Origin of the sequence: Fontibacillus forbon (genome assembly GCF_046559655.1) — a bacterium.
Lineage (GTDB): Bacteria > Bacillota > Bacilli > Paenibacillales > Paenibacillaceae > Fontibacillus.
The window spans coordinates 383,289-401,908 of sequence record NZ_JBKGFV010000001.1 but is presented as its reverse complement, the minus strand read 5'-3'; the positions used below and the strand labels follow the sequence as shown (position 1 = coordinate 401,908).

At 49.9% G+C, this 18,620-nt stretch carries 19 protein-coding genes; 5 read left to right on the top strand and 14 right to left on the bottom strand.

Annotation, left to right across the window (positions count from 1 at the left end; genetic code table 11):
• Positions 1–240: 240 nt before the first annotated feature.
• Both ACLB09_RS01700 and ACLB09_RS01695 read left to right on the top strand, forming a co-directional pair.
• A complete protein-coding gene (locus ACLB09_RS01700) occupies positions 241–477 on the top strand; it encodes a DUF2626 family protein (RefSeq protein WP_114494760.1) in 237 nt (78 codons plus the stop codon).
• 144 nt (positions 478–621) lie between these two features.
• Positions 622–1,707, top strand: coding sequence for a coiled-coil domain-containing protein (locus tag ACLB09_RS01695; RefSeq protein ID WP_410768028.1), 1,086 nt, complete (start codon positions 622–624; stop codon positions 1,705–1,707).
• A 38-nt stretch (positions 1,708–1,745) separates the two neighbouring features.
• Here the strand turns inward: ACLB09_RS01695 and ACLB09_RS01690 are convergent, their stop codons facing one another.
• Together ACLB09_RS01690 and ACLB09_RS01685 are read right to left on the bottom strand one after the other, a co-directional pair.
• Entirely contained in the window at positions 1,746–2,999 is a 1,254-nt protein-coding gene (locus tag ACLB09_RS01690) for an extracellular solute-binding protein (RefSeq protein WP_410768027.1), read from the bottom strand.
• Positions 3,000–3,200: 201 nt separating this feature from the next.
• On the bottom strand, positions 3,201–4,532 hold the full coding sequence (locus ACLB09_RS01685) for a PhoH family protein (RefSeq protein WP_410768026.1): 1,332 nt from the start codon (positions 4,530–4,532) through the stop codon (positions 3,201–3,203).
• Between the two features lie 122 nt (positions 4,533–4,654).
• On the opposite strand from ACLB09_RS01685, the gene ACLB09_RS01680 reads away from it, so the two are divergent.
• Positions 4,655–5,326 carry a YhcN/YlaJ family sporulation lipoprotein gene (locus ACLB09_RS01680; RefSeq protein WP_410768025.1) on the top strand — a complete coding sequence of 224 codons (672 nt, stop codon included), beginning with the start codon at positions 4,655–4,657 and terminating at the stop codon, positions 5,324–5,326.
• A 38-nt stretch (positions 5,327–5,364) separates the two neighbouring features.
• On the opposite strand, the gene ACLB09_RS01675 is transcribed toward ACLB09_RS01680, so the two are convergent.
• The 6 genes from ACLB09_RS01675 to ACLB09_RS01650 form a co-directional block, all read right to left on the bottom strand.
• The gene (locus tag ACLB09_RS01675) at positions 5,365–5,817 is read right to left on the bottom strand and encodes a pyridoxamine 5'-phosphate oxidase family protein (RefSeq protein WP_410768024.1); all 453 of its coding nucleotides are present in this window, start codon (positions 5,815–5,817) and stop codon (positions 5,365–5,367) included.
• 108 nt (positions 5,818–5,925) lie between these two features.
• Complete coding sequence (locus ACLB09_RS01670; protein WP_410768023.1) at positions 5,926–7,005, bottom strand: LCP family protein; 1,080 nt, start codon at positions 7,003–7,005, stop codon at positions 5,926–5,928.
• A gap of 89 nt (positions 7,006–7,094) precedes the next feature.
• On the bottom strand, positions 7,095–7,409 hold the full coding sequence (locus ACLB09_RS01665) for a YlaH-like family protein (RefSeq protein WP_410768022.1): 315 nt from the start codon (positions 7,407–7,409) through the stop codon (positions 7,095–7,097).
• A gap of 40 nt (positions 7,410–7,449) precedes the next feature.
• Positions 7,450–9,291: a translational GTPase TypA gene (gene typA, locus ACLB09_RS01660; protein ID WP_410768021.1), complete on the bottom strand. Its 1,842-nt coding sequence runs from the start codon at positions 9,289–9,291 to the stop codon at positions 7,450–7,452.
• A gap of 160 nt (positions 9,292–9,451) precedes the next feature.
• On the bottom strand, positions 9,452–9,949 hold the full coding sequence (locus ACLB09_RS01655) for a hypothetical protein (RefSeq protein ID WP_410768020.1): 498 nt from the start codon (positions 9,947–9,949) through the stop codon (positions 9,452–9,454).
• Positions 9,950–10,112: 163 nt separating this feature from the next.
• Positions 10,113–10,769 (bottom strand): TerC family protein, encoded by a 657-nt coding sequence (locus tag ACLB09_RS01650; protein ID WP_410768019.1) that lies wholly within the window; start codon positions 10,767–10,769, stop codon positions 10,113–10,115.
• 147 nt (positions 10,770–10,916) lie between these two features.
• On the opposite strand from ACLB09_RS01650, the gene ACLB09_RS01645 reads away from it, so the two are divergent.
• Entirely contained in the window at positions 10,917–11,627 is a 711-nt protein-coding gene (locus ACLB09_RS01645; protein WP_410768018.1) for a TerC family protein, read from the top strand.
• 89 nt (positions 11,628–11,716) lie between these two features.
• Here the strand turns inward: ACLB09_RS01645 and thiI are convergent, their stop codons facing one another.
• The 6 genes from thiI to ACLB09_RS01615 form a co-directional block, all read right to left on the bottom strand.
• On the bottom strand, positions 11,717–12,952 hold the full coding sequence (thiI, locus tag ACLB09_RS01640; protein WP_410768016.1) for a tRNA uracil 4-sulfurtransferase ThiI: 1,236 nt from the start codon (positions 12,950–12,952) through the stop codon (positions 11,717–11,719).
• The gene (locus ACLB09_RS01635; protein WP_410768015.1) at positions 12,949–14,103 is read right to left on the bottom strand and encodes a cysteine desulfurase family protein; all 1,155 of its coding nucleotides are present in this window, start codon (positions 14,101–14,103) and stop codon (positions 12,949–12,951) included. Before ACLB09_RS01635 ends, thiI begins: the two co-directional genes overlap by 4 nt.
• A gap of 168 nt (positions 14,104–14,271) precedes the next feature.
• Positions 14,272–15,006, bottom strand: a complete 735-nt coding sequence (locus ACLB09_RS01630; protein WP_410768014.1) for a lytic transglycosylase domain-containing protein — start codon at positions 15,004–15,006, stop codon at positions 14,272–14,274.
• A 173-nt stretch (positions 15,007–15,179) separates the two neighbouring features.
• Positions 15,180–15,578, bottom strand: coding sequence for a hypothetical protein (locus tag ACLB09_RS01625; protein ID WP_410768013.1), 399 nt, complete (start codon positions 15,576–15,578; stop codon positions 15,180–15,182).
• A gap of 29 nt (positions 15,579–15,607) precedes the next feature.
• Positions 15,608–15,835: a DUF1540 domain-containing protein gene (locus ACLB09_RS01620; protein WP_410768012.1), complete on the bottom strand. Its 228-nt coding sequence runs from the start codon at positions 15,833–15,835 to the stop codon at positions 15,608–15,610.
• A 138-nt stretch (positions 15,836–15,973) separates the two neighbouring features.
• On the bottom strand, positions 15,974–16,492 hold the full coding sequence (locus tag ACLB09_RS01615) for a DUF3907 family protein (protein ID WP_410768011.1): 519 nt from the start codon (positions 16,490–16,492) through the stop codon (positions 15,974–15,976).
• 183 nt (positions 16,493–16,675) lie between these two features.
• Between ACLB09_RS01615 and ACLB09_RS01610 the strand changes: the two genes are divergently transcribed.
• Complete coding sequence (locus ACLB09_RS01610) at positions 16,676–18,559, top strand: S8 family peptidase (RefSeq protein WP_410768009.1); 1,884 nt, start codon at positions 16,676–16,678, stop codon at positions 18,557–18,559.
• Positions 18,560–18,620: the final 61 nt, after the last annotated feature.

Below are 18,620 nucleotides of genomic sequence, written 5' to 3'. Positions count from 1 at the left end.
AGTTCATAGAATCTATTTGATACTAAAATGTATTGCCAATTTAAAGCGCCTCCATACCTCAATTCAAAAAAACAAAAAACGCGCACATCATTCACGTATGGAGGGCAATAATATATATCACATAACAGGCCGTAACTTCCTAATTATTATCGACTTTTCGTTTACACATGTTGGGGTAGCGGGTATAATGAGGTATAGATATCGGTAGACGTGTATACATAGGAAAGGGGGATTTTTCTCTTGGCACGCATGTTCCGCGTTCTTGGCTTTTTTACACTGGCCATCGGACTAATGGCTTTTGCCGGCAACCTGATTGAAATGGCTTTGCTGTTCTTCCTGCAAACCGCCTTCTTCGTACTGTTCGGTTACCTGAAGTTCACGGAAAGAACATATATCTTGCTCTTCTGGGGATATATGATTGTAGCCTTTACAGGCTTCAGCTACTGGACAATCTTTCAGATGGGAATGCCGCTATAATCCCCTCTGTTCCAAAACTAAAGGCGATCCGGCCCATCATCCGGAACGCCTTTTTTCATTTTTAGCAAATTTTTTAAAATAAATAACATACTGATATTTATTTTGCTGCTATCATATATATGGATGAAATCCAATGTGGGGAGAGTGGATCGAATTATCAGAGTAATATCGGCATTTTTCCTCTCGATATCGTTAACGGTCGCCCTCTTGCTGCCCGCGCGATCAATGGCCGCCCCGATGTCGGACGAGGAGTTGAAAGTGCTGCAGGAAAGCTTATCCATCGTGGAGATCGACCGGGAAATTGCCAGAATCGAGAGCGAGCAGCAGCAAACCGAGCAATCTATTCGAAAACTTGAGCTGCAGCTTAAGGATAAGAACATACAGATTCGCGGAAGTCAGGAACAAGCAGGCAAGCGGCTTGCTGCTTATTATATGGGCGAACGGGAAACGCTGCTCTCAGCACTGCTATCCGCCAACAGCTTGAAGGATTTTTTCACCATGCTGGATTATTATCAGCTGATCGCGGAAAGAGACCGGTATATTTTGAATAGCTACAAAAAAGAATATGCCGATTTAACAAAGACGAAACGCAAGCTTGACAATTTATCCTCAGACCTTGAGCAAATGAAAGCTGGGTTACTGCAACAGCGCGAGCGCGTCGCCCTCCTGCAACAAAGCGTTGACGGATCACTCAGTACCAGTGCGAACCCCGAGAAATTGCAAGAAATGATCCGGGAGCTAACCGTTTACTGGGAAAATGTCGGTTTGTATGAAGTCCGCCGCTATTTCCGAGCGCTATCAACCGCGATGTCCGGATTCCCTGACTTTTTGAAGGATCATGAAGATAGCCTCTCATCCGATAAGGAAGGTTATACTTTGACGGTTAAGGAAGAAGACCTGAATGATTTCCTTCATAGCAGAAACGAGCTTTTAAAGAACATGTCCTTCGTGTTCGAAGACGGACGAATTGTAGCGCAAGGCCGCAGGGAAGGGCTTGAACTGAAGGTTGAGGGCCATTATACCGTTGAGAATGAACCGCAAAACTCGATTACGTTCCATGTGGACCGGCTGCTGTTTAATGGTCTCGAATTGCCTGATACCACCCGGTTTGAGCTTGAAAATGACTTCGATCTCGGATTTTATCCCAAAAAAATAGTCCCCTTTGTCGAAGCCACCGAAGCGGAAATTCGTAAGGGAACCTTGATCATAAAGTTAAAGATCGCTCTGTAAACCGTATATTGCTCTATCGTAAATGTAATGAAAAGGACTCATAATTCATTTAACTCATTCAAATAAGATTTGGAGCTGAGCTTTCCGTAAAAAAAAGATGACGACAACGCGGCATACCTCTCCATCAGATTGGGAACTCCGGAGCCCACGGGCATCGGGGTTCCCTTTCCATTTACGAGGGAAGCCGGTATCCAAGAGGGAAGCCCGTTTCGCGACGCCTGATAATACATCGTTTTTAATACGGGAAGATGTCCGGTCAATTCATACCACTGCCGCTGCTGCAACTGCGATGTCATGGCCGAAATCCATACCCCTGCCGCCTCCTTATTGTTCGATCTAGCCGAAACGGCAAAACTTCTTCCCTCGACCCACATTCCTGCCGAGTATTCCAGATCGGGGTATTTTATTTGAATCTCGGGGCTCTGATGACGGTTTGCATCGCTCCACCTCACCAAGGCGAGAGGGATCTCCCCGCTGTAAAGCCGGCTCCAGATTTGCTCTTCTTCTCCGGACTCCCGGAAATCCATCAAGAACGGCCGTAGCGCATCAAGCTGCTGAACAGCTGCTTCAAGCTCTTCTGTTTTTTTGAACAAGGAAGCTGATTCCGGCGGTTTGGACTGGCCCGTCAACTGCCACATCAGGGACAAGGCGGCATACGGATCGTTAAAATCCAGGGCAAACAAAAATGGCGAGGTCGGCTGTTTCGTAAAAGCATTGATGAGTTCTTGCCAGCCGTTAGCGGATGCGGGAAATTCCGTCCCCATTTCTTTTAGCTTGCCAGGGTGATACACCCAAACATAGGGATCCGCATCCATCGGAACCGCCCATACATATCCGTTCCATTCATTCTGGCTCAAGGAAGCGCTTAACACTTCACCCGTCAAAGATCCCGAATAATAACTTTCCGTCGGCAACAAATAACCGCCGGCAGCAAATCTTCGAACCCAGGTATTGTCGAGCAGCAGTACATCCGGAGAATCCCCCAGTTCCAGCTCCTGCCGTACGGCGGAATAATCCTTCCCTGCCATAAGGTTCGACAATTCGACTTCAATATGATATTCATCCGCAACCTCCTCATTCAGTTGCTGCAGACGAGAAAAATCAGATTCGGGCAATTGAACCGCAACGTATATTTTCCCCGGGATTTGCTCCTTCTCCAGGTTTTGCGGCGTGATCGGTTCCGTCTCTCCCTGGTCTTCAGATCTCATCAATGTCGATGTTTCGCTCGGTGACAAATTGATCAAGGCTAGCAAAAGGATGGCAAAAAGCACCCAATGGTTTTTTCGCTTCACACCTGTTCTTCCTCTCCGCTTGGTAAACCCTATAACTCCTGCTTGTGGAGCTTCAGATCACATTCCACTCAGGTCCCCCCTATTGTAACAAATCTCCCTGAAGATTGTCCTTACAAATCATTACAAAATGACTACTTATAAATTACAAGGGGCCGGAGGCTTGCGCCTTCGGCCCTTATCACCAACTCTAATTTCCGCTAATTACAGCAGATCCGCCGCCAATTGGGCCAGCTTGGAACGTTCTCCCTTTTCCAAGGTAATATGTCCGCTAATTCCCTGTTCCTTAAACCGTTCCACCAGATAGGTCAGCCCGTTGCTCGCCGAATCCAGATAAGGATGATCGATTTGTTCCGGATCGCCCATCAGAATAATTTTACTGCCTTCACCTACGCGCGAAACGATCGTTTTCACTTCGTGTCGGCTTAAATTCTGCGCTTCATCCACGATGATAAATTGTCCTGGAATGGAGCGGCCGCGGATATAGGTCAATGCCTCGACCTGAATGCTTCCCAAGCCCATCAGAATTTTCTCGATGTCACCGGATTTTTTCGTATCGAACAAATACTCGAGATTATCATAGATCGGCTGCATCCAAGGGCGGAGCTTCTCCTCCTTTTCCCCAGGCAAATAACCGATATCTTTGCCCATTGGCACAACCGGGCGTGCAATCAGCAATTTTTTATATTTATGGTCATCCTCCACTTTCAATAACCCGGCCGCCAAAGCTAGCAGCGTTTTGCCGGTCCCTGCCTTCCCCGTAATGGTCACCAGCGGAATGTCGTCGTTCAACAGAAGTTCCAGCGCCATCCGCTGCTGAGCGTTACGTGCGCTGATTCCCCAAACCGGATCATTGCTTAAATACAATGGTTCGAGCCTTGAAGCGTCCCAATTGACCCGGAGCAAAGCGGACTTCCCTGTCCCCATTTCATCTTTCAGGATGACGAATTCATGAGGATACAAGGAATAGGAAAGCCCGAGCGGTTTCACCGGCAAATAGCGGTACGAGTAAAACTCGTCGATAACGGAAGGATGCACCTTGATTGTCGAATATCCGGTATATAAATCGGATGGACCGGCGGTACGATCGGATAAATAATCCTGTGCGTTCAATCCAAGAACATCCGCCTTGATTCGGACAAGGACATCCTTGCTGACCAGAACGACCGGGCGGGGATCATGTTCCTCTTGCTGTTCGAGGTGGTAGTTAAGCGCAACCGCCAAAATCCGGTTATCATTCGTAATTTCAACAAACATCTCTTGCACTTTGAGAAAGCTGCGATGATTCAACTCCACCTTCAGCATGCCGCCGTTCGCCAGCTGGACTCCATCGTGCAAATGCCCTTTTTCGCGAAGGCCATCCAATAACCGTGACACCCTGCGCGCATTTCGCCCGATTTCTTCGGCATTCCGTTTCTTGGAATCAATTTCCTCCAGAACTACCGCTGGAATGACCACCTCATGCTCCTCAAAAGCAAAAATTGCTCCCGGATCGTGCAACAAAACATTGGTATCGAGCACATAGATTTTCTTCACGGATTATCCCCTCCACCGAAAATCGTGCAGCCTCTAATTCGCATACATACTTTCCTCCGTCCGGGAAATGTTAAAATGTATAGTTTCCCACAAGATTTCTATGGAAAGGACGGTAACAGTTCATGCGAATATGGCTGTGTTTGTTTTTGACAATATTCCTGCTTACCAGTTGCGCTACAGCAACTAAAAAGGCATCACCCTCTCCTCAGGATCAAAACAACAATGGTCCACGGGTTCAAAGTACGAATGACGGGATCAGGAATATGAACGATACCGGTGCCGACGCCGGTACAATGTCGCAAACCGAGCGTCAAAATCATCTGGAAGAGCTTGTAAAACGCGTACCAGGTGTCAAAGGGGCCCATTGCGTCGTTATGGGCAAGACTGCGGTTGTCGGTATTGATGTAGATGCAGGGCTAGAACGCGCCCGGGTCGGAAGCATTAAATATACGGTAGCGGAAGCGCTCCGCAAAGATCCTCAAGGTGCCGGAGCCGTGGTTACCGCCGATATCGACCTGAACCAGCGGATCGCGGAAATCGGACAAAAGATTTCCAACGGTAATCCGATTTCCGGCTTTGCTACTGAACTGGCCGATATTATTGGACGCATCATACCTCAACTGCCCGGCGATACGGCTCCAAGGAATACCAGACCTGCCGGTAATAACGGAACAAACGGTCTTAACGGCAATACCGACAATGTAACGGGCAATAACGTAACCGGTACGCCTCGGGACGACATGCGGTCCAACCAACGCGGAACCAAAGAAATGCAAATCGCGCCAGGCAGATAACGGTATGTCCCAAAAGAAAAAGCCCAGCGAAATACTCGCTAGGCTTTTTTCATGGCGGCAAACACTTGGTTGTCCAACAGTTCCGCCGCACGCTGATCATATACTTTGGCATAGGTCGGCGCGGATGCAAGCTGCGCTCCATAAAAGAGGGCATTGCGCACCGCGTCAATCTTCATGTCGAAGCAGCACATTTTGAAGGGAACCCCTTCAAGCGGGTCCTGGACGACTTCGGCTTTGCCGTTAATAGCGTAAATCGTCTCATCGCCGAAAACGGTAACCGTAATTCTTGGATGCGCCTTGATGTTTCCGACCAGTCTTGAACGGTGATCGATCGCAAAGCGCAGGGTGGAATGATCCACGGCATAAATCCATGAGATCGCACTCGAAGTCGGTCCATCGGTCTCTACGTCAACCGTACTCAGCAGCACAAATGTTTCGGACTGGAATGCAACGTACAACGGTTCAGACAATTGGGTAACGAGTTCAGACATAGTACCAGCCCTCCTGTAGTACATATCATCCTTATACAAGTTGGAACTATTATCATACAGCTAATAACTAATTGTATTATACCATGGCCGAAAACTTGCCTTCAATCGTCAGTTGCCTGCTTGTACCGAACTTTCGTCAGTCTGGGGCGGCGTTTTCGTCCCGGCAAGCTCATTTTTGAGCGCTTGCTTGGCTTGCTCCAGTTCGTCGTCATTCAAGTAAACGTATGGGTTTTTCCATTCTCCGGTTACCGGCACAAAATCGACGTTTTCTTTCGAAATGCTCCAGTAAGCCGAAATCATGTTTTTCATTTGCTTGGATTCCAGATCGGTCTCCATGTTTTTGCCGACCGACTCGATCACCTTGCCAGCACCTAGCACCCCGTTTAACGATTTTGCCTGATCGATCAGGGCATGCAGCACTTCGTTCTGGCGGCGGTTGCGGTCAAAATCGTCCGAAGCCTTCGTCTTCGGTTTACAGTTGGACTTCCGGTAGCGGACATAGCCGAGCGCATCCTCGCCGTTCAAATGCTGCGGTCCCGCAGTCAGGTTAATATCGGTCCCGTCGGCCGTATCGCGGTAACACATATTGGCATCCACATTCACGTCGACGCCTCCGAGCGAGTCAACGACGTCACGGAAGCCCTGAAAGTTCAGTACGGTTACGTAATCGATCGTCAGCCCGAAATATTTACCCATCATCGTCTTCATTTCCTGTTCGGCGGAGATCCCCGATTTCTTCTCCGCAGCCAGGAATTTCGGATAAAAGGCGTTCAGTTTATTTGTCTTGTAGCCGTCCATTTCAAAACGGGTATCCCGCGGCAGTGAAACGACGGTAGCCGATTTCGTGTCCGGATTCATGGAAATGATCATCATGACATCGCTTAAATGCGTCCCGGTTTCAGGCCGGTAATCCGTCCCGAGCAGCAGCATCGTGAGCGGTTTAGTTTTCGCCGATTTTTCCGGCGCTACATTTGCCGAAGTCCCTGTATCATCGATCACTTTGTCGACCGTGAGCCATAAAAATCCTACGTAGGCACCTACGCCGACAACCGCTAAAATCATGATGCTCAACAGCACCTTCAAAAAGGTTTTGGCACCGGATTTTTTTCTTTTCTTCGAACTGTTACCTTTAGGAGCTACTCTTTGGTTCTGTCCCCGAGGGGGTAAACCGCTGCGATTAGAACTCATGAAATCTAACACCTAATTTCGTCTGGATTAAGTCGCATGAATTATGACGAATAAAGTAACCGGAAAGTTACAGGATCTGTATCCCCGCCCTATTCCTGCTTGTTCACAGTAGACGGCGCAGAAGATGACTTATCCTTCCGGTTCCGGCGTCCTTCCACAAAATAACGGATACGCACCATCAACATCAAAACCACGGCTACGAGAAGACATTGAATAATCGGCAGCTTGTCGATCTGAAAAATAAGCAGAAGGAAAGAACCGATCGCCATGAGCAGGTACAGAATGATCTCCTTAAGAAGCGGAAGTTTCTGCTGGGTACGGAACACTTTGTTATACACGAAAATCACAAGCACATAAATGACGATGTAGGATATTACCGGATTTTGCGCAAACCAAGCCTGCAAGACGGGTCCCTCCTTCAATATCTTTAATCTTTAGTGTTTATTATAGATTGGCTTCCGCATTTTTGCGATGCTTTTCGGCACGTTCGCGTTCGCTCTTGTTCAAGATTTTCTTGCGGAGACGCACCGATTTCGGCGTAATTTCGCAATATTCGTCATCGTTCAAATATTCCAGCGCCTGCTCCAGCGAGAAGAGCCGCGGCGTTTTCATTTTAACCGTTTCGTCTTTAGTCGCCGAGCGAACGTTCGTCAATTGCTTTTCTTTACAAATATTAACGACGATGTCATTGTCGCGGGTATGTTCCCCTACGATCATGCCTTCATAAATCTCCGTTCCCGGCTCTAAAAACAGAATACCGCGATCTTCGATGGACAAAATACCGTACAATGTCGAAACGCCGTTTTCACTCGAAACGAGTACGCCCTCATGGCGTCCGCCAACCTGGCCGCCGATCAACGGTCCATAGCTGTCAAACGCATGGTTCATGACGCCGTAGCCGCGAGTTAATGTGAGGAAGTGCGTGCTGTATCCGATCAAACCGCGGGCAGGAATCAGGAATTCCAAACGGACCTGGCCCGTTCCATTGTTGACCATGTTGACCATTTCTGCTTTGCGGGAGCCCAGGCTTTCCATCACGGCGCCCATGCTCTCTTCAGGCACGTCGATCAGCAGCCGTTCAACCGGCTCCATTCTCATGCCGTCGATTTCTTTAACGATAACCTCAGGCTTCGAAACTTGAAGCTCATAGCCTTCGCGGCGCATGTTCTCGATCAGAATGCCAAGATGCAGCTCACCGCGTCCCGATACGATAAACGCATCAGGGCTGTCCGTTTCGTCGACGCGCAGCGATACGTCGGTTTCCAATTCTTTAAACAACCGCTCGCGTAGCTTACGGGAAGTGACCCATTTCCCTTCGCGTCCGGCAAACGGACTATTGTTGACCAGGAACGTCATCTGCAGGGTCGGTTCGTCAATCTTCAGAACCGGCAGTGCTTCCGGCTGATTAGGATCGGCAATCGTTTCACCGATATTGATATCTTTGATCCCTGCGATCGCGACGATATCGCCGGCGCCAGCTTCTTCGATTTCCACCCGGCGAAGCCCCTGGAATCCGAACAACTTCTCGATCCGTGCCGTTTTCTTGCCTCCATCACGAGTCATAACCGCCACCGGTTGACCTTGACGAATTACGCCACGGTTTACGCGGCCTATTGCGATCCGGCCCAGATATTCGTTATAGTCCATCAAAGTTACGAGAAATTGGAGTGGTTCGTCTACTTTCTCCGTAGGAGCCGGAATATGATCGATGATCGTTTCGTAAAGAGCCAGCATGTTTTCGTCCTGCTTTTCAGGATCCATACTGGACGTTCCGTTCAGAGCGGATGCATATACAACGGGGAATTCGAGCTGTTCATCGTTTGCCTCAAGCTCGATAAACAGATCAAGCACTTCGTCAATAACTTCCGCAGGACGGGCTGCCGGACGGTCAATCTTATTGACGACTACAATCGGAGTTAATTGATGTTCGAGCGCTTTGCGGAGCACGAATTTGGTCTGCGGCATGCAGCCTTCGTAGGCATCGACGACAAGCAGTACGCCGTCGACCATTTTCATGATCCGTTCCACCTCGCCGCCAAAGTCGGCGTGTCCCGGAGTATCCACAATGTTGATCAAATAATCTTTATAAGTGATCGCTGTGTTTTTTGCCAAAATAGTGATCCCGCGTTCGCGTTCCAAATCGTTGGAATCCATCGCGCGTTCTTGAACGGATTCATTTTCCCGGTAAATACCGGATTGTTGAAGCAATTTGTCGACCAGTGTCGTTTTACCGTGGTCTACGTGAGCGATAATCGCAATGTTGCGGATTTGATTTCTTTCATGCATGTGTTTTCTCCATATCCTTTCGTCTCTGTTTCTTATTCTGAAAAGCTTAAACAGCCTGAATCGCCATAAAACAAGCGTCGGACGATTTATTACCCCGACGCTTGGACATATCCCTTATATTATACGCAAAATTTAGAAAAATTCAAGAACTTGCCATACATCACCAACTGCGCCGGCTCTTCCCCCTCGCCGCAATCAGCCAGATGCCTCCAATGATAAGCGCGGCGGCAATGAAATAAATGAGCGCGAACGAGAACAAGGTAATGCCCAGCAATACAATCGATATCACTCCGAGAATCACGGCAGCGATCAGAACGCCGTTCTGGCGGACGGTAGAAAAAAATTCATACTCGTAAAGCCCGACCGCGATCCCGAGAATGAATCCGGGCCAGGTGTACTTCAACGTACTCCAGCCTCCGATGTTGGCGATGATAAACAAAATACCGTAAACCATCAGAATTCCACCAGGAAGCAATAGCTCGGAAGGTCCTTTTCTCCAAAAATGCCACAGATGAAATATAATGCCCGGTATCAGCAACAGTAGCGGCCACAAGGCCTTTCCAAGAAAACTGAATACCCCGAGTTTCCCAAGCAGGATGATGATCCCGGCAGCCAGAATCAAAATTCCGGTCATGAGCTTGTTGTTATCGGACATCATATCACACACCTTCCGGTTGACAATGAGGGACAGGCCGCAGCAAATTACGACATTTCCCTTCTGATCTCAGTTTAAATGAAAACAGCACAAAAAACCACTCTCTCCCATGCCAAGAAAGTGATTTTTTGTCACCCGTGTCCGAGGGGAACAGTTGAAATGATGGTCACCGTTTCAAGTGATATTTTTTTACCCAGCCGAACATAATAACGAGCACGGCAAGTGCCACAGGGAGCAGGTTTGCGAAGCCGGGAAGAACCGCCGAAATCATGGTTCCGAGCTGAGGATCGTGCAAAAACATACCGCCCGCGGTATAGCCTAAAATCCCCGCACCTGCGTATGTCAGCACAGGCAGCCTCTGTAGCCAGTCGGCAATGAGATTGCTGCCCCAAACGACAATCGGGATACTAATTGCGATCCCGATGACCAGGATGGCCAGGTCCCCGTCGGCCAGCGCGGCGATGGCGAGCACATTGTCCAGGCTCATAATAAAATCCGCCGCCAGAATCGTCTGTACCGCACGCCACATGGTTCCCGCTTCTTTTACTCGGGATGATTCTTCATGAGGCATAAGCAGTTTAAAGGCGATACCGGCAAGCAACAGGCCCCCGGCGGCCTGAATAAAAGGAATTTGCAGCAACACAACCGCAATCCAGGTCAACAGGCAGCGGAGCAGCACCGCCCCCAGCGCTCCCCACCATACGGCCTGTTTACGCTGCTTCAGCGGCAAGTCCTTACTCGCCAACGCGATGACTAAGGCGTTGTCCCCGCTGAGTACCAGATTTATAATTAGGATTTCCGATAATAAAATGAACTGATCCACGCTGATCCCCCTTTGTACAACCTCTTTTCATTTTTATGAGGCAAAGGGGCAAGCTATGCTTTTTTGTCCGCTGTTAAAAATAATCTGGACAAATGAATCCATTTGGTTAATTAATACGTATATACGTCTGAAGAGGAAGTGACATACGTGGAATTTTTCAGTGCAACTTTTTTCCTGTCTCTGCTCAACATCATATTCATCGATTTGATTTTGGCCGGGGACAATGCAATCGTTATCGGAATGGCGGCAAGAAAGCTTCCCAAAACAGTCCAGAAAAAAGCGATATTATACGGTACGGCCGGTGCCATAATGCTTCGCATCGTCGCTACGCTCGTTGTCGTCTGGCTGCTTGGCATTCCCTGGCTCCTTGCCGTGGGCGGACTCATGCTTATCTTTATCGCTTACAAAGTGTTGGCGGATGAAGGGGATCACGATTCCATCGATGCCAAAGACTCGCTGTGGCCCGCGGTGCGGACGATCGTCATCGCCGACGCGGCAATGGGACTGGATAATGTGATCGCCGTCGCGGGTGCGTCAGGACAGCACACGATTCTGGTCATCATCGGTCTCTTGATCAGCGTGCCGATCGTCGTTTGGGGCAGCACTTTATTCATCAAGCTGCTTGGCCTGTTTCCGTGGATCGCCTACGTCGGCGCAGCGGTGCTGGCATATACCGCAGCTCACATGATAACCGAGGAACCGCATTTTCTTACCTTTTTTGAGGACAACCCTTTGCTGCGGTACCTGTTTATCGCACTCGTCATGGCCGGTGTTCTCTTTGCCGGTTACCGGAAGAAGAAACAGCATCAACGCAATGACGAAGAGAAGAAGACCCAATCTCATCCGGCGACCCGGTGACAGACTGGCGTTACGATATTCGTTACAAGCAAAAAGATCGCTCCCGTGGGCTTAATGCCTTTTGGGAGCGATCTTTTTTTGGACCCTAATTAAAACCAATTTTCCTGCACAACCTCATCCTCGGCCGATTTTCTTTCCAACTTCTCGTTAGGCTTGATTATAAGCGTCTCCGTATCCCTTACCGCGGTCTCGATTTGACCGGCCAGGTCGCTTAGGCCCGTTTCGATTTTTTCGATAATCCGTAAATTCGGATTCGTTGTGGGCGATTTCGGGACGAATAATGTACAACAATCCTCATAAGGCAAAATGGACAAATCGTAGGTTCCTATTTTCTTGGCCAAATGAATAATCTCATCTTTATCGCTCATGACCAGCGGCCGCAGCAGCGGCAGCTCGGTAGCCCGGCCGATCACGTTCATGCTTGGCAGCGTCTGGCTGGCGACCTGCCCCAGGCTATCCCCCGTCACCAAAGCTAGCGCCCCGTTCCGCTCGGCTAACAGCGAAGCTATCCGCAGCATCGCTCTGCGCATCAGCGTAATGATCAAATTATCTTGGCCGGTACTCGCCAAAGAAGTCTGAATGTCCGTAAACGGAACGAGATGGAGCTTGATTTGACCGGCAAAGCGCGATAACACGCCGGCAAGTTCAATGACTTTCTCTTCGGCCTTTTTGCTCGTAAACGGATAGCTGTGAAAATGGATGCATTCGATTTCCAGGCCCCGCCGCATGGCCGACCAGCCTGCTACCGGGCTATCGATGCCGCCGGAAAGCAATAGCATGGCTTTGCCATTGGTGCCTAGCGGAAAACCGCCTGCGGCCGGAATAACTTCGCAGTACAAATAGGTACCCTGCTCACGAATTTCCACTCGCAGGTCAAGCTCCGGATGATGGACGTCCACTTTCAGTTGGGGACATGCTTGGAGGATCGGCCCCCCCACCAATCTGTTCATTTCCTGCGAACCGTGGGGAAATCCCTTCCATACCCGGCGAGCGCTAACTTTAAAAGTGGTTGGCTGATCGGAGGGCAGGCTTTGGATAAAGGTCTTTGCCGCATTCACGATGTCCTCCAGCCTGGACGGAATCATTCGGACCGGGCTGATCGAGGTGATGCCGAATACCTGTTTAAGCGATTCGCTGACCGCCTCCCAGGGTTCACCGTTCAATACGACATAAATTCGCCCGAATTCCCGGGTCACTTTTGCCGCAGGAAACGGCAAGAGCAGCGATTTCACGTGCGAAACCGCCGCTTTCTCAAACCTGGACCGGTTCTTTCCCTTGATCGTAATTTCTCCAAAGCGAAGCAGCAGCATATCGTAGGATGTCATGATTTATTCTCTCCCTTTAAATGCCGGACGCGCGAAATGGACTTTCGCATCGCCTCAAGCAGACCTTCAATATCTTCTTCCGTATGTTCATCTCCGAGACTGATCCGTATGCCGGAAATAGCCGCCTCCGCGCTTTTTCCCATCGCCTGCAAAATCCGGCTAGGTTCCGAACGCCTGGAGGAACAGGCCGACCGGGTCGAGACCAGATATCCTTCTTCTTCCAGCATGTGAAGCAATGCCTCCGCCTTCATTCCCGGATACGAAAAATGCACGATATGGGGGGCACCGCCCGGCGCCGAGTTCAGCTCCAGCTCCGGCATCGCCGAGATCTCCCGAACCAGTTTTTCTTTGAGGCGCTTCATTTTCGGGGCAGTCTCCCCTTCGCCTTCCTTGGCCAGCCGGATCGCCTTGGACATGCCGACGGCATACGGAATGTTTTCCGTCCCGGAACGTCTTCCTTCCTCCTGGCCTCCGCCCGCAAGCAAAGGTTGCAGGATGACTCCGTCGCGAACGAAGAGCAGCCCGATCCCTTTCGGTCCTCTTAGTTTGTGCCCAGACAAGCAATATAAATCAATACCGCTCTCTTTAAGAGGCAGTCCAACTTTGCCGAATCCCTGTACCCCGTCCACATGAAAAAGGATTCGCGGAAATTTCAGCTTCAGCATCTTACCGATGTCCGCGACAGGCTGAACAGTTCCCGTCTCATTATTGACATGCATGACGGATACAAGCACCGTATCGCTCCTTATGGCATCTTCAACCTGCTGAACTGATACTTCCCCCGCTTCATTCACCGGCAAAAAAGTGACTTCCCATCCCCATCGTTCCAGTTGCTTGCAGCTCTCAAAAACCGAAGGATGTTCCGTAGCCGTAGTAATCAGGTGCTTGCCGCGGCTTTCGTAATGCAGCGCAGCACCTTTGATCGCCAAGTTATTGCTTTCCGTCGCGCCGGAAGTAAATACGACCTCACCCGGCTTTACGCCGAGTGCTTCGGAGCAGACTTCCCGCGCTCTGCGCAGCAATTTGGCGCTTTCTTCGCCGAACCGGTGCAATGACGACGGGTTTCCATAATGCCGGGCCATCACCTCGGCAATAGTCCGGGTCACTTCCTCATAGGGAGGGGTGGTGGCTGCGTGATCAAAATATTTCATACGATCCCTCCTAACCAAAAATCCAAATCCAACCATAACCTTTACTTCAAAAAAAGATCAAAAGAAAAAACGCGAAAATCCGAGTGGCCGGAGCGTTTTCCCATTTGATCTTTCACGGAATGATCCGCTCTTCCGAGCGGTTCAGTACAACCTTGTTATAACCAAGACTTACAATTCATACTTCGAACGGGCAGCAGCAATCTTAGAGATATACTTCTGAGTTTCCTCAGGAAGCAGATGCAGCTTCTCCATCAATTGCTGATCATTGGAGATGCCGAGTCTCTGCAGTCTGCCCGGTCCGGCATTATAAGCCGCCAGCGCAGTGTTCTCCTCACCGCCAAACCGTTTGAGCTGATAAGACAGGTAACGCGTGCCTCCATCAATATTTTGGGCAGGATCGAACGGATTGCTTACACCCAAACCGTTTGCCGTCCCGTCCATAAGTTGCATCAATCCTTTGGCGCCTGCCGATGAAACGGCTTCCGGATTAAACGACGATTCGGTTTCGATCACCGCTTTGATCAGACTCTCCGGCACGCCATACTTCAAGCTGGCTTGAGTAACCAGATTATCCATTTCTCCGCGGGTTTTGCCGATGGTAGCCGATCCCTCGGAGGAGGAAAATGACTCCGCCTGGATTCCTGCGGCAACGCCCTCCGGCAAAATCTGTGACATCCATCCGTCGTAGGACTCTCCATAGCTGAGCGCAGATAACGGAAGCTGGCCCACCAAGTCTTCCGATTCGGCACGCCCTTCCGACATCATCATTTCCTGAAGCAATATATCAAACAAGGAGCCTTCGCTTTCCGCACCGATGCGGGTAGCCGTATTCCCTTGCAGATCGATTTCGTTTTTGGTCTGAAGCTGAATCAGCTGCGTCATGGTGCGTGGATCAATTTGCATTTTCGCTTGCTCCTCTTCTTGGTCCATAGGTGGTTATACCCTGTATTTTACACTTGAAGTGAAAACTTGACCACCCATTTATCGCAAATTGTAGAAAAAGCAAGCCGTTTTATGGAAAAAGACCGGCGTCATCGACGCCGGCCCGGGATTAAGCGACATGTGAGCAAGCTTTTTTAACGCGTAAAGGGAATGAGAACGAAATAGCTCAATGTAGCGACAACTCCGAGGCCGATCGCCCAGGCTCCGGATGTTTTATTCGCCTGGCTGTAGGCGTAAAATCCCATTACGGCTGCCAGAGGCCCCAATATAATGGACCACATGAACAGCGCGGCAATCCCGAATCCGACTCCTATATAGCCGACCGTTCTTCCCGCCGTCGATGTTCCGTTGTCGGAGCGTTCGACGCGGTTATCGGCAGATTCCCGCTGTTCTCTTCGAACATCCCGGTTCACAGCCGTGTTCATCGGCACTACCTCGGCCGCGTACTCTTCCTGATGGGTTTTTCGCGGATAATCGACTCGTTTCTTCGAGGACACGGGATGGTTTCGTTTTTCCTTGGTACGATCAGTCATCACAGCACCTCCTGATTTAGACTTCCAGGTTAAGACGATTTCGCCTTAAAGGTATGGCAGCAAGTTGCGGAAGACGAAGCGGCAGTGTCCTTATGCTCAGTATCAAAACTTTCACCGGCAAATTCGGCGTTATAGCTCTTGCCTGCGTGCTGATCGATGTCGATCATGATCAGGTCGGCTTGGCAGACGTTCTTCTCGCCCCAATAGGTACAATTGGATACGCTGCATTTGACTATGGGTTTGTCCCCATTTGGCATTTTGATCACCTCACAGTTCATTTTCTCCGGACCTCAGTAACCGTATGCGGGGTATGCAATGTCAAATCGAAGCAAATCCCCCTCAAAGCGGGACTCAAGAAAACAAAAAAAGATGCCTTTCGGCATCCTTTGAACTATTTATTGGTTATACGCGGGTTTATCCTGATTTTTCCGCATCCGTAACTGCGTTAAATAATCGCTTTCGTAATATGACAATTCGTCACGAAGTTCTTCAAACTCCCTGGTGATATCCAAAATCATGTCCCTTGCCGCACGAACCGGCTTTTTGCGGAATCGGATAGCGTCCTGGCCCGTATAAGCATAACGTCCATCTTCGGAATAACTTTCATTTTTCGGATAGAAAAAACGGTTCACGCAATCGTGATAAACCTGGTAGAGCGTCTTTTCCGCAGCTTCCTGGTCGAAAGTCCCCCGGCGTAAAACGATTCCCAGCTTTTCCTTGCACACTTCCGAAAATACAAGCAAATGCCGGAGATCACATAAATACCCTTGGTAAAAAAGAATCGTTTCTTCATCCTGCCCTTCAGCCAGCTGTTGCAACGGAGTATGATTCAAAAAATTTTCCATTTTACCGATCGCGGTGTCTAATTGTTCTTTCGCAGATACGCACAGTTGCTGGATGTTTCGTTGTGACATGACTTACAACTCTCCCTCTTCCGTGAGCCGTCAGATTCCGGCATTTTATAGTTTGTCCTGTAACGGATTCATCGTAACATAAAACAGCTGAAAGCGGTATCCTCCAGACAAAGATTCCAGAATAAAACGTCCGTTTTCACCTCATTCTATGCCTATCGTTGTATTCTGAAAAGGAGGAACGTCATGAGATGGCAGAGATGGGCCGCGCTGGCCCTAATGGGCGCCGCCGCAGCAACGCTTTACACGTTGATACCGGACACGCCTGAACGCCCTTCCAGCCGGCAAGCCGAAATCAATTCCGTTAAAGGAGCACCGCAGGAACAAAAGCTGAAACAAGCGATGCTTAAGCGCGATATGACTGCGACAGAACGCCTTGCCAGGCTTGACGCCAAGAAGCATCTCCGCAAACTTGCCGATGCATATGCTTCCGCACGGCCAGGAGTCATCCCGGGGGACGCCGGCGACTTGCAAAAAGATCATAAGCAATTTCCTTCCTTGCGCTGGTTCTCCGGCGAGAAAGAACAGGAATTCCGGAGAGCGAAGTTCAAAATGGAAGCAGCAGATCAAAAACAAATGGACAGTTACTTGAACTTTGCCCGCAAATCGCTCCGTAAAGGCCAGTCCTACGAATCGCCTGCCTTTCCGCAGGGGAATCCGAAATATGTAGTGGCGGCGGAACCGGCTCCGGGAGGAAAACAAGGCATGATTGCAGTCATGGATATGAGCATCCTGAAGCGGGTACAGGATCATCAACACAAAAATCTGCGCCTGATCCCGTACCCCAAAGAAGGAAAATACAAAGTGGAATCGGTACATACCGATACTTTGCATGACATTACCGTCAAAACCGGCCATGACAACGAAAAAGCCAGCCATTACTACGAAAATGAAATCGTCGTTACCTTCGCCAAGGCACCATCTGCCACTGAGATGAAAAAAATCGAAGCCGATCTTCGCTGCAAGCCTGCCCGAAACATCGGCAATACCTATATTTTCACTTCGAAAACGATGGACATGAAACAACTTCGATCCTATTTCAAAAAGCATTGGAAGCCGAATTATGTTGAGCCACACTACCTGTACATGACCAATGAAGACGAAATGAATCCGGCCGAAGAGAGCCCGGAAATCCCCAATGATTTGCTGTTCTCCGAATACCAGTGGAATCTGCCGATTATCGAAACCAACCGCGGCTGGAATCTGTCCAAAGGCAGCGACGACGTCATCGTTGCGGTCGTAGACACAGGCGTCGATCTTAGTCATCCCGATCTCAAAGGCAGGCTGCTGGAGGGATACAACGTTGTCTCGCCGGGAGATGAGCCGCTTGATGATGTCGGACACGGTACGCATGTCGCCGGGATCATTTCCGCCAACGTGAACAATAGCGAAGGCATCGCCGGCATGATGTGGGGTGGCAAGATCCTGCCGGTAAAGGCACTCGACAGCACCGGGTCCGGAACGACCTACTCCGTCGCTCAGGGAATCATCTGGGCGACCGATCACGGCGCCAAGGTGATCAACATGAGCCTTGGCAACTATGCGGATGCCCAGTTTCTGCACGAGGCGATCAAATATGCTTATGACCGCGATGTCGTGCTTATCGCGGCGACGGGGAACGACAATACGGAACGGCCGGGTTACCCCGCCGCTTATCCGGAGGTCTTGTCCGTCTCGGCGACGGACTATCATCTTCAACGAGCGTCCTTCTCCAACTACGGCGATTACGTTGATGTGATGGCGCCGGGTGAAAGTATCGCCAGCACCTATCCCGACAACCAGTATGCCGCCTTGTCCGGCACGTCGATGGCAAGTCCCCATGTATCGGCCCTGGCAGCCCTGATCCGTTCGGTGAATCCGGACCTGAAAAATACGGAGGTCATGGATATTATCCGTACCAGCGTTATCGATCTCGGGGATTCCGGTCATGACAAATATTTCGGATACGGGCAGATCGACGTATTTTCGGCGTTGGAAGCCGCGAGGGGTAATCAAGCTCCGCTGCAATTCTGGCCGCAGCATACGGACCAGAAGTTGAAGCGGGTGCTGGAGAACGCTAAGAAGCACTAACCCGCATGCATAAGAAAACTCCGTTCGACGTGCTTTCTGAGAAGAAAGCTGCGTTAACGGA

Excerpts from the sequence above, each read along its gene's own strand:
- ACLB09_RS01630 (WP_410768014.1), bottom strand. The coding sequence starts at position 15,006 with ATGCAAATTGATCCACGCACCATGACGCAGCTGATTCAGCTTCAGACC.
- ACLB09_RS01610 (WP_410768009.1), top strand. The coding sequence starts at position 16,676 with ATGAGATGGCAGAGATGGGCCGCGCTGGCCCTAATGGGCGCCGCCGCA.
- ACLB09_RS01615 (WP_410768011.1), bottom strand. The coding sequence starts at position 16,492 with ATGTCACAACGAAACATCCAGCAACTGTGCGTATCTGCGAAAGAACAA.
- ACLB09_RS01625 (WP_410768013.1), bottom strand. The coding sequence starts at position 15,578 with ATGACTGATCGTACCAAGGAAAAACGAAACCATCCCGTGTCCTCGAAG.
- ACLB09_RS01670 (WP_410768023.1), bottom strand. The coding sequence starts at position 7,005 with ATGAGTTCTAATCGCAGCGGTTTACCCCCTCGGGGACAGAACCAAAGA.
- ACLB09_RS01655 (WP_410768020.1), bottom strand. The coding sequence starts at position 9,949 with ATGATGTCCGATAACAACAAGCTCATGACCGGAATTTTGATTCTGGCT.
- ACLB09_RS01675 (WP_410768024.1), bottom strand. The coding sequence starts at position 5,817 with ATGTCTGAACTCGTTACCCAATTGTCTGAACCGTTGTACGTTGCATTC.
- ACLB09_RS01620 (WP_410768012.1), bottom strand. The coding sequence starts at position 15,835 with ATGCCAAATGGGGACAAACCCATAGTCAAATGCAGCGTATCCAATTGT.
- typA (WP_410768021.1), bottom strand. The coding sequence starts at position 9,291 with ATGCATGAAAGAAATCAAATCCGCAACATTGCGATTATCGCTCACGTA.
- thiI (WP_410768016.1), bottom strand. The coding sequence starts at position 12,952 with ATGACATCCTACGATATGCTGCTGCTTCGCTTTGGAGAAATTACGATC.
- ACLB09_RS01680 (WP_410768025.1), top strand. The coding sequence starts at position 4,655 with ATGCGAATATGGCTGTGTTTGTTTTTGACAATATTCCTGCTTACCAGT.
- ACLB09_RS01635 (WP_410768015.1), bottom strand. The coding sequence starts at position 14,103 with ATGAAATATTTTGATCACGCAGCCACCACCCCTCCCTATGAGGAAGTG.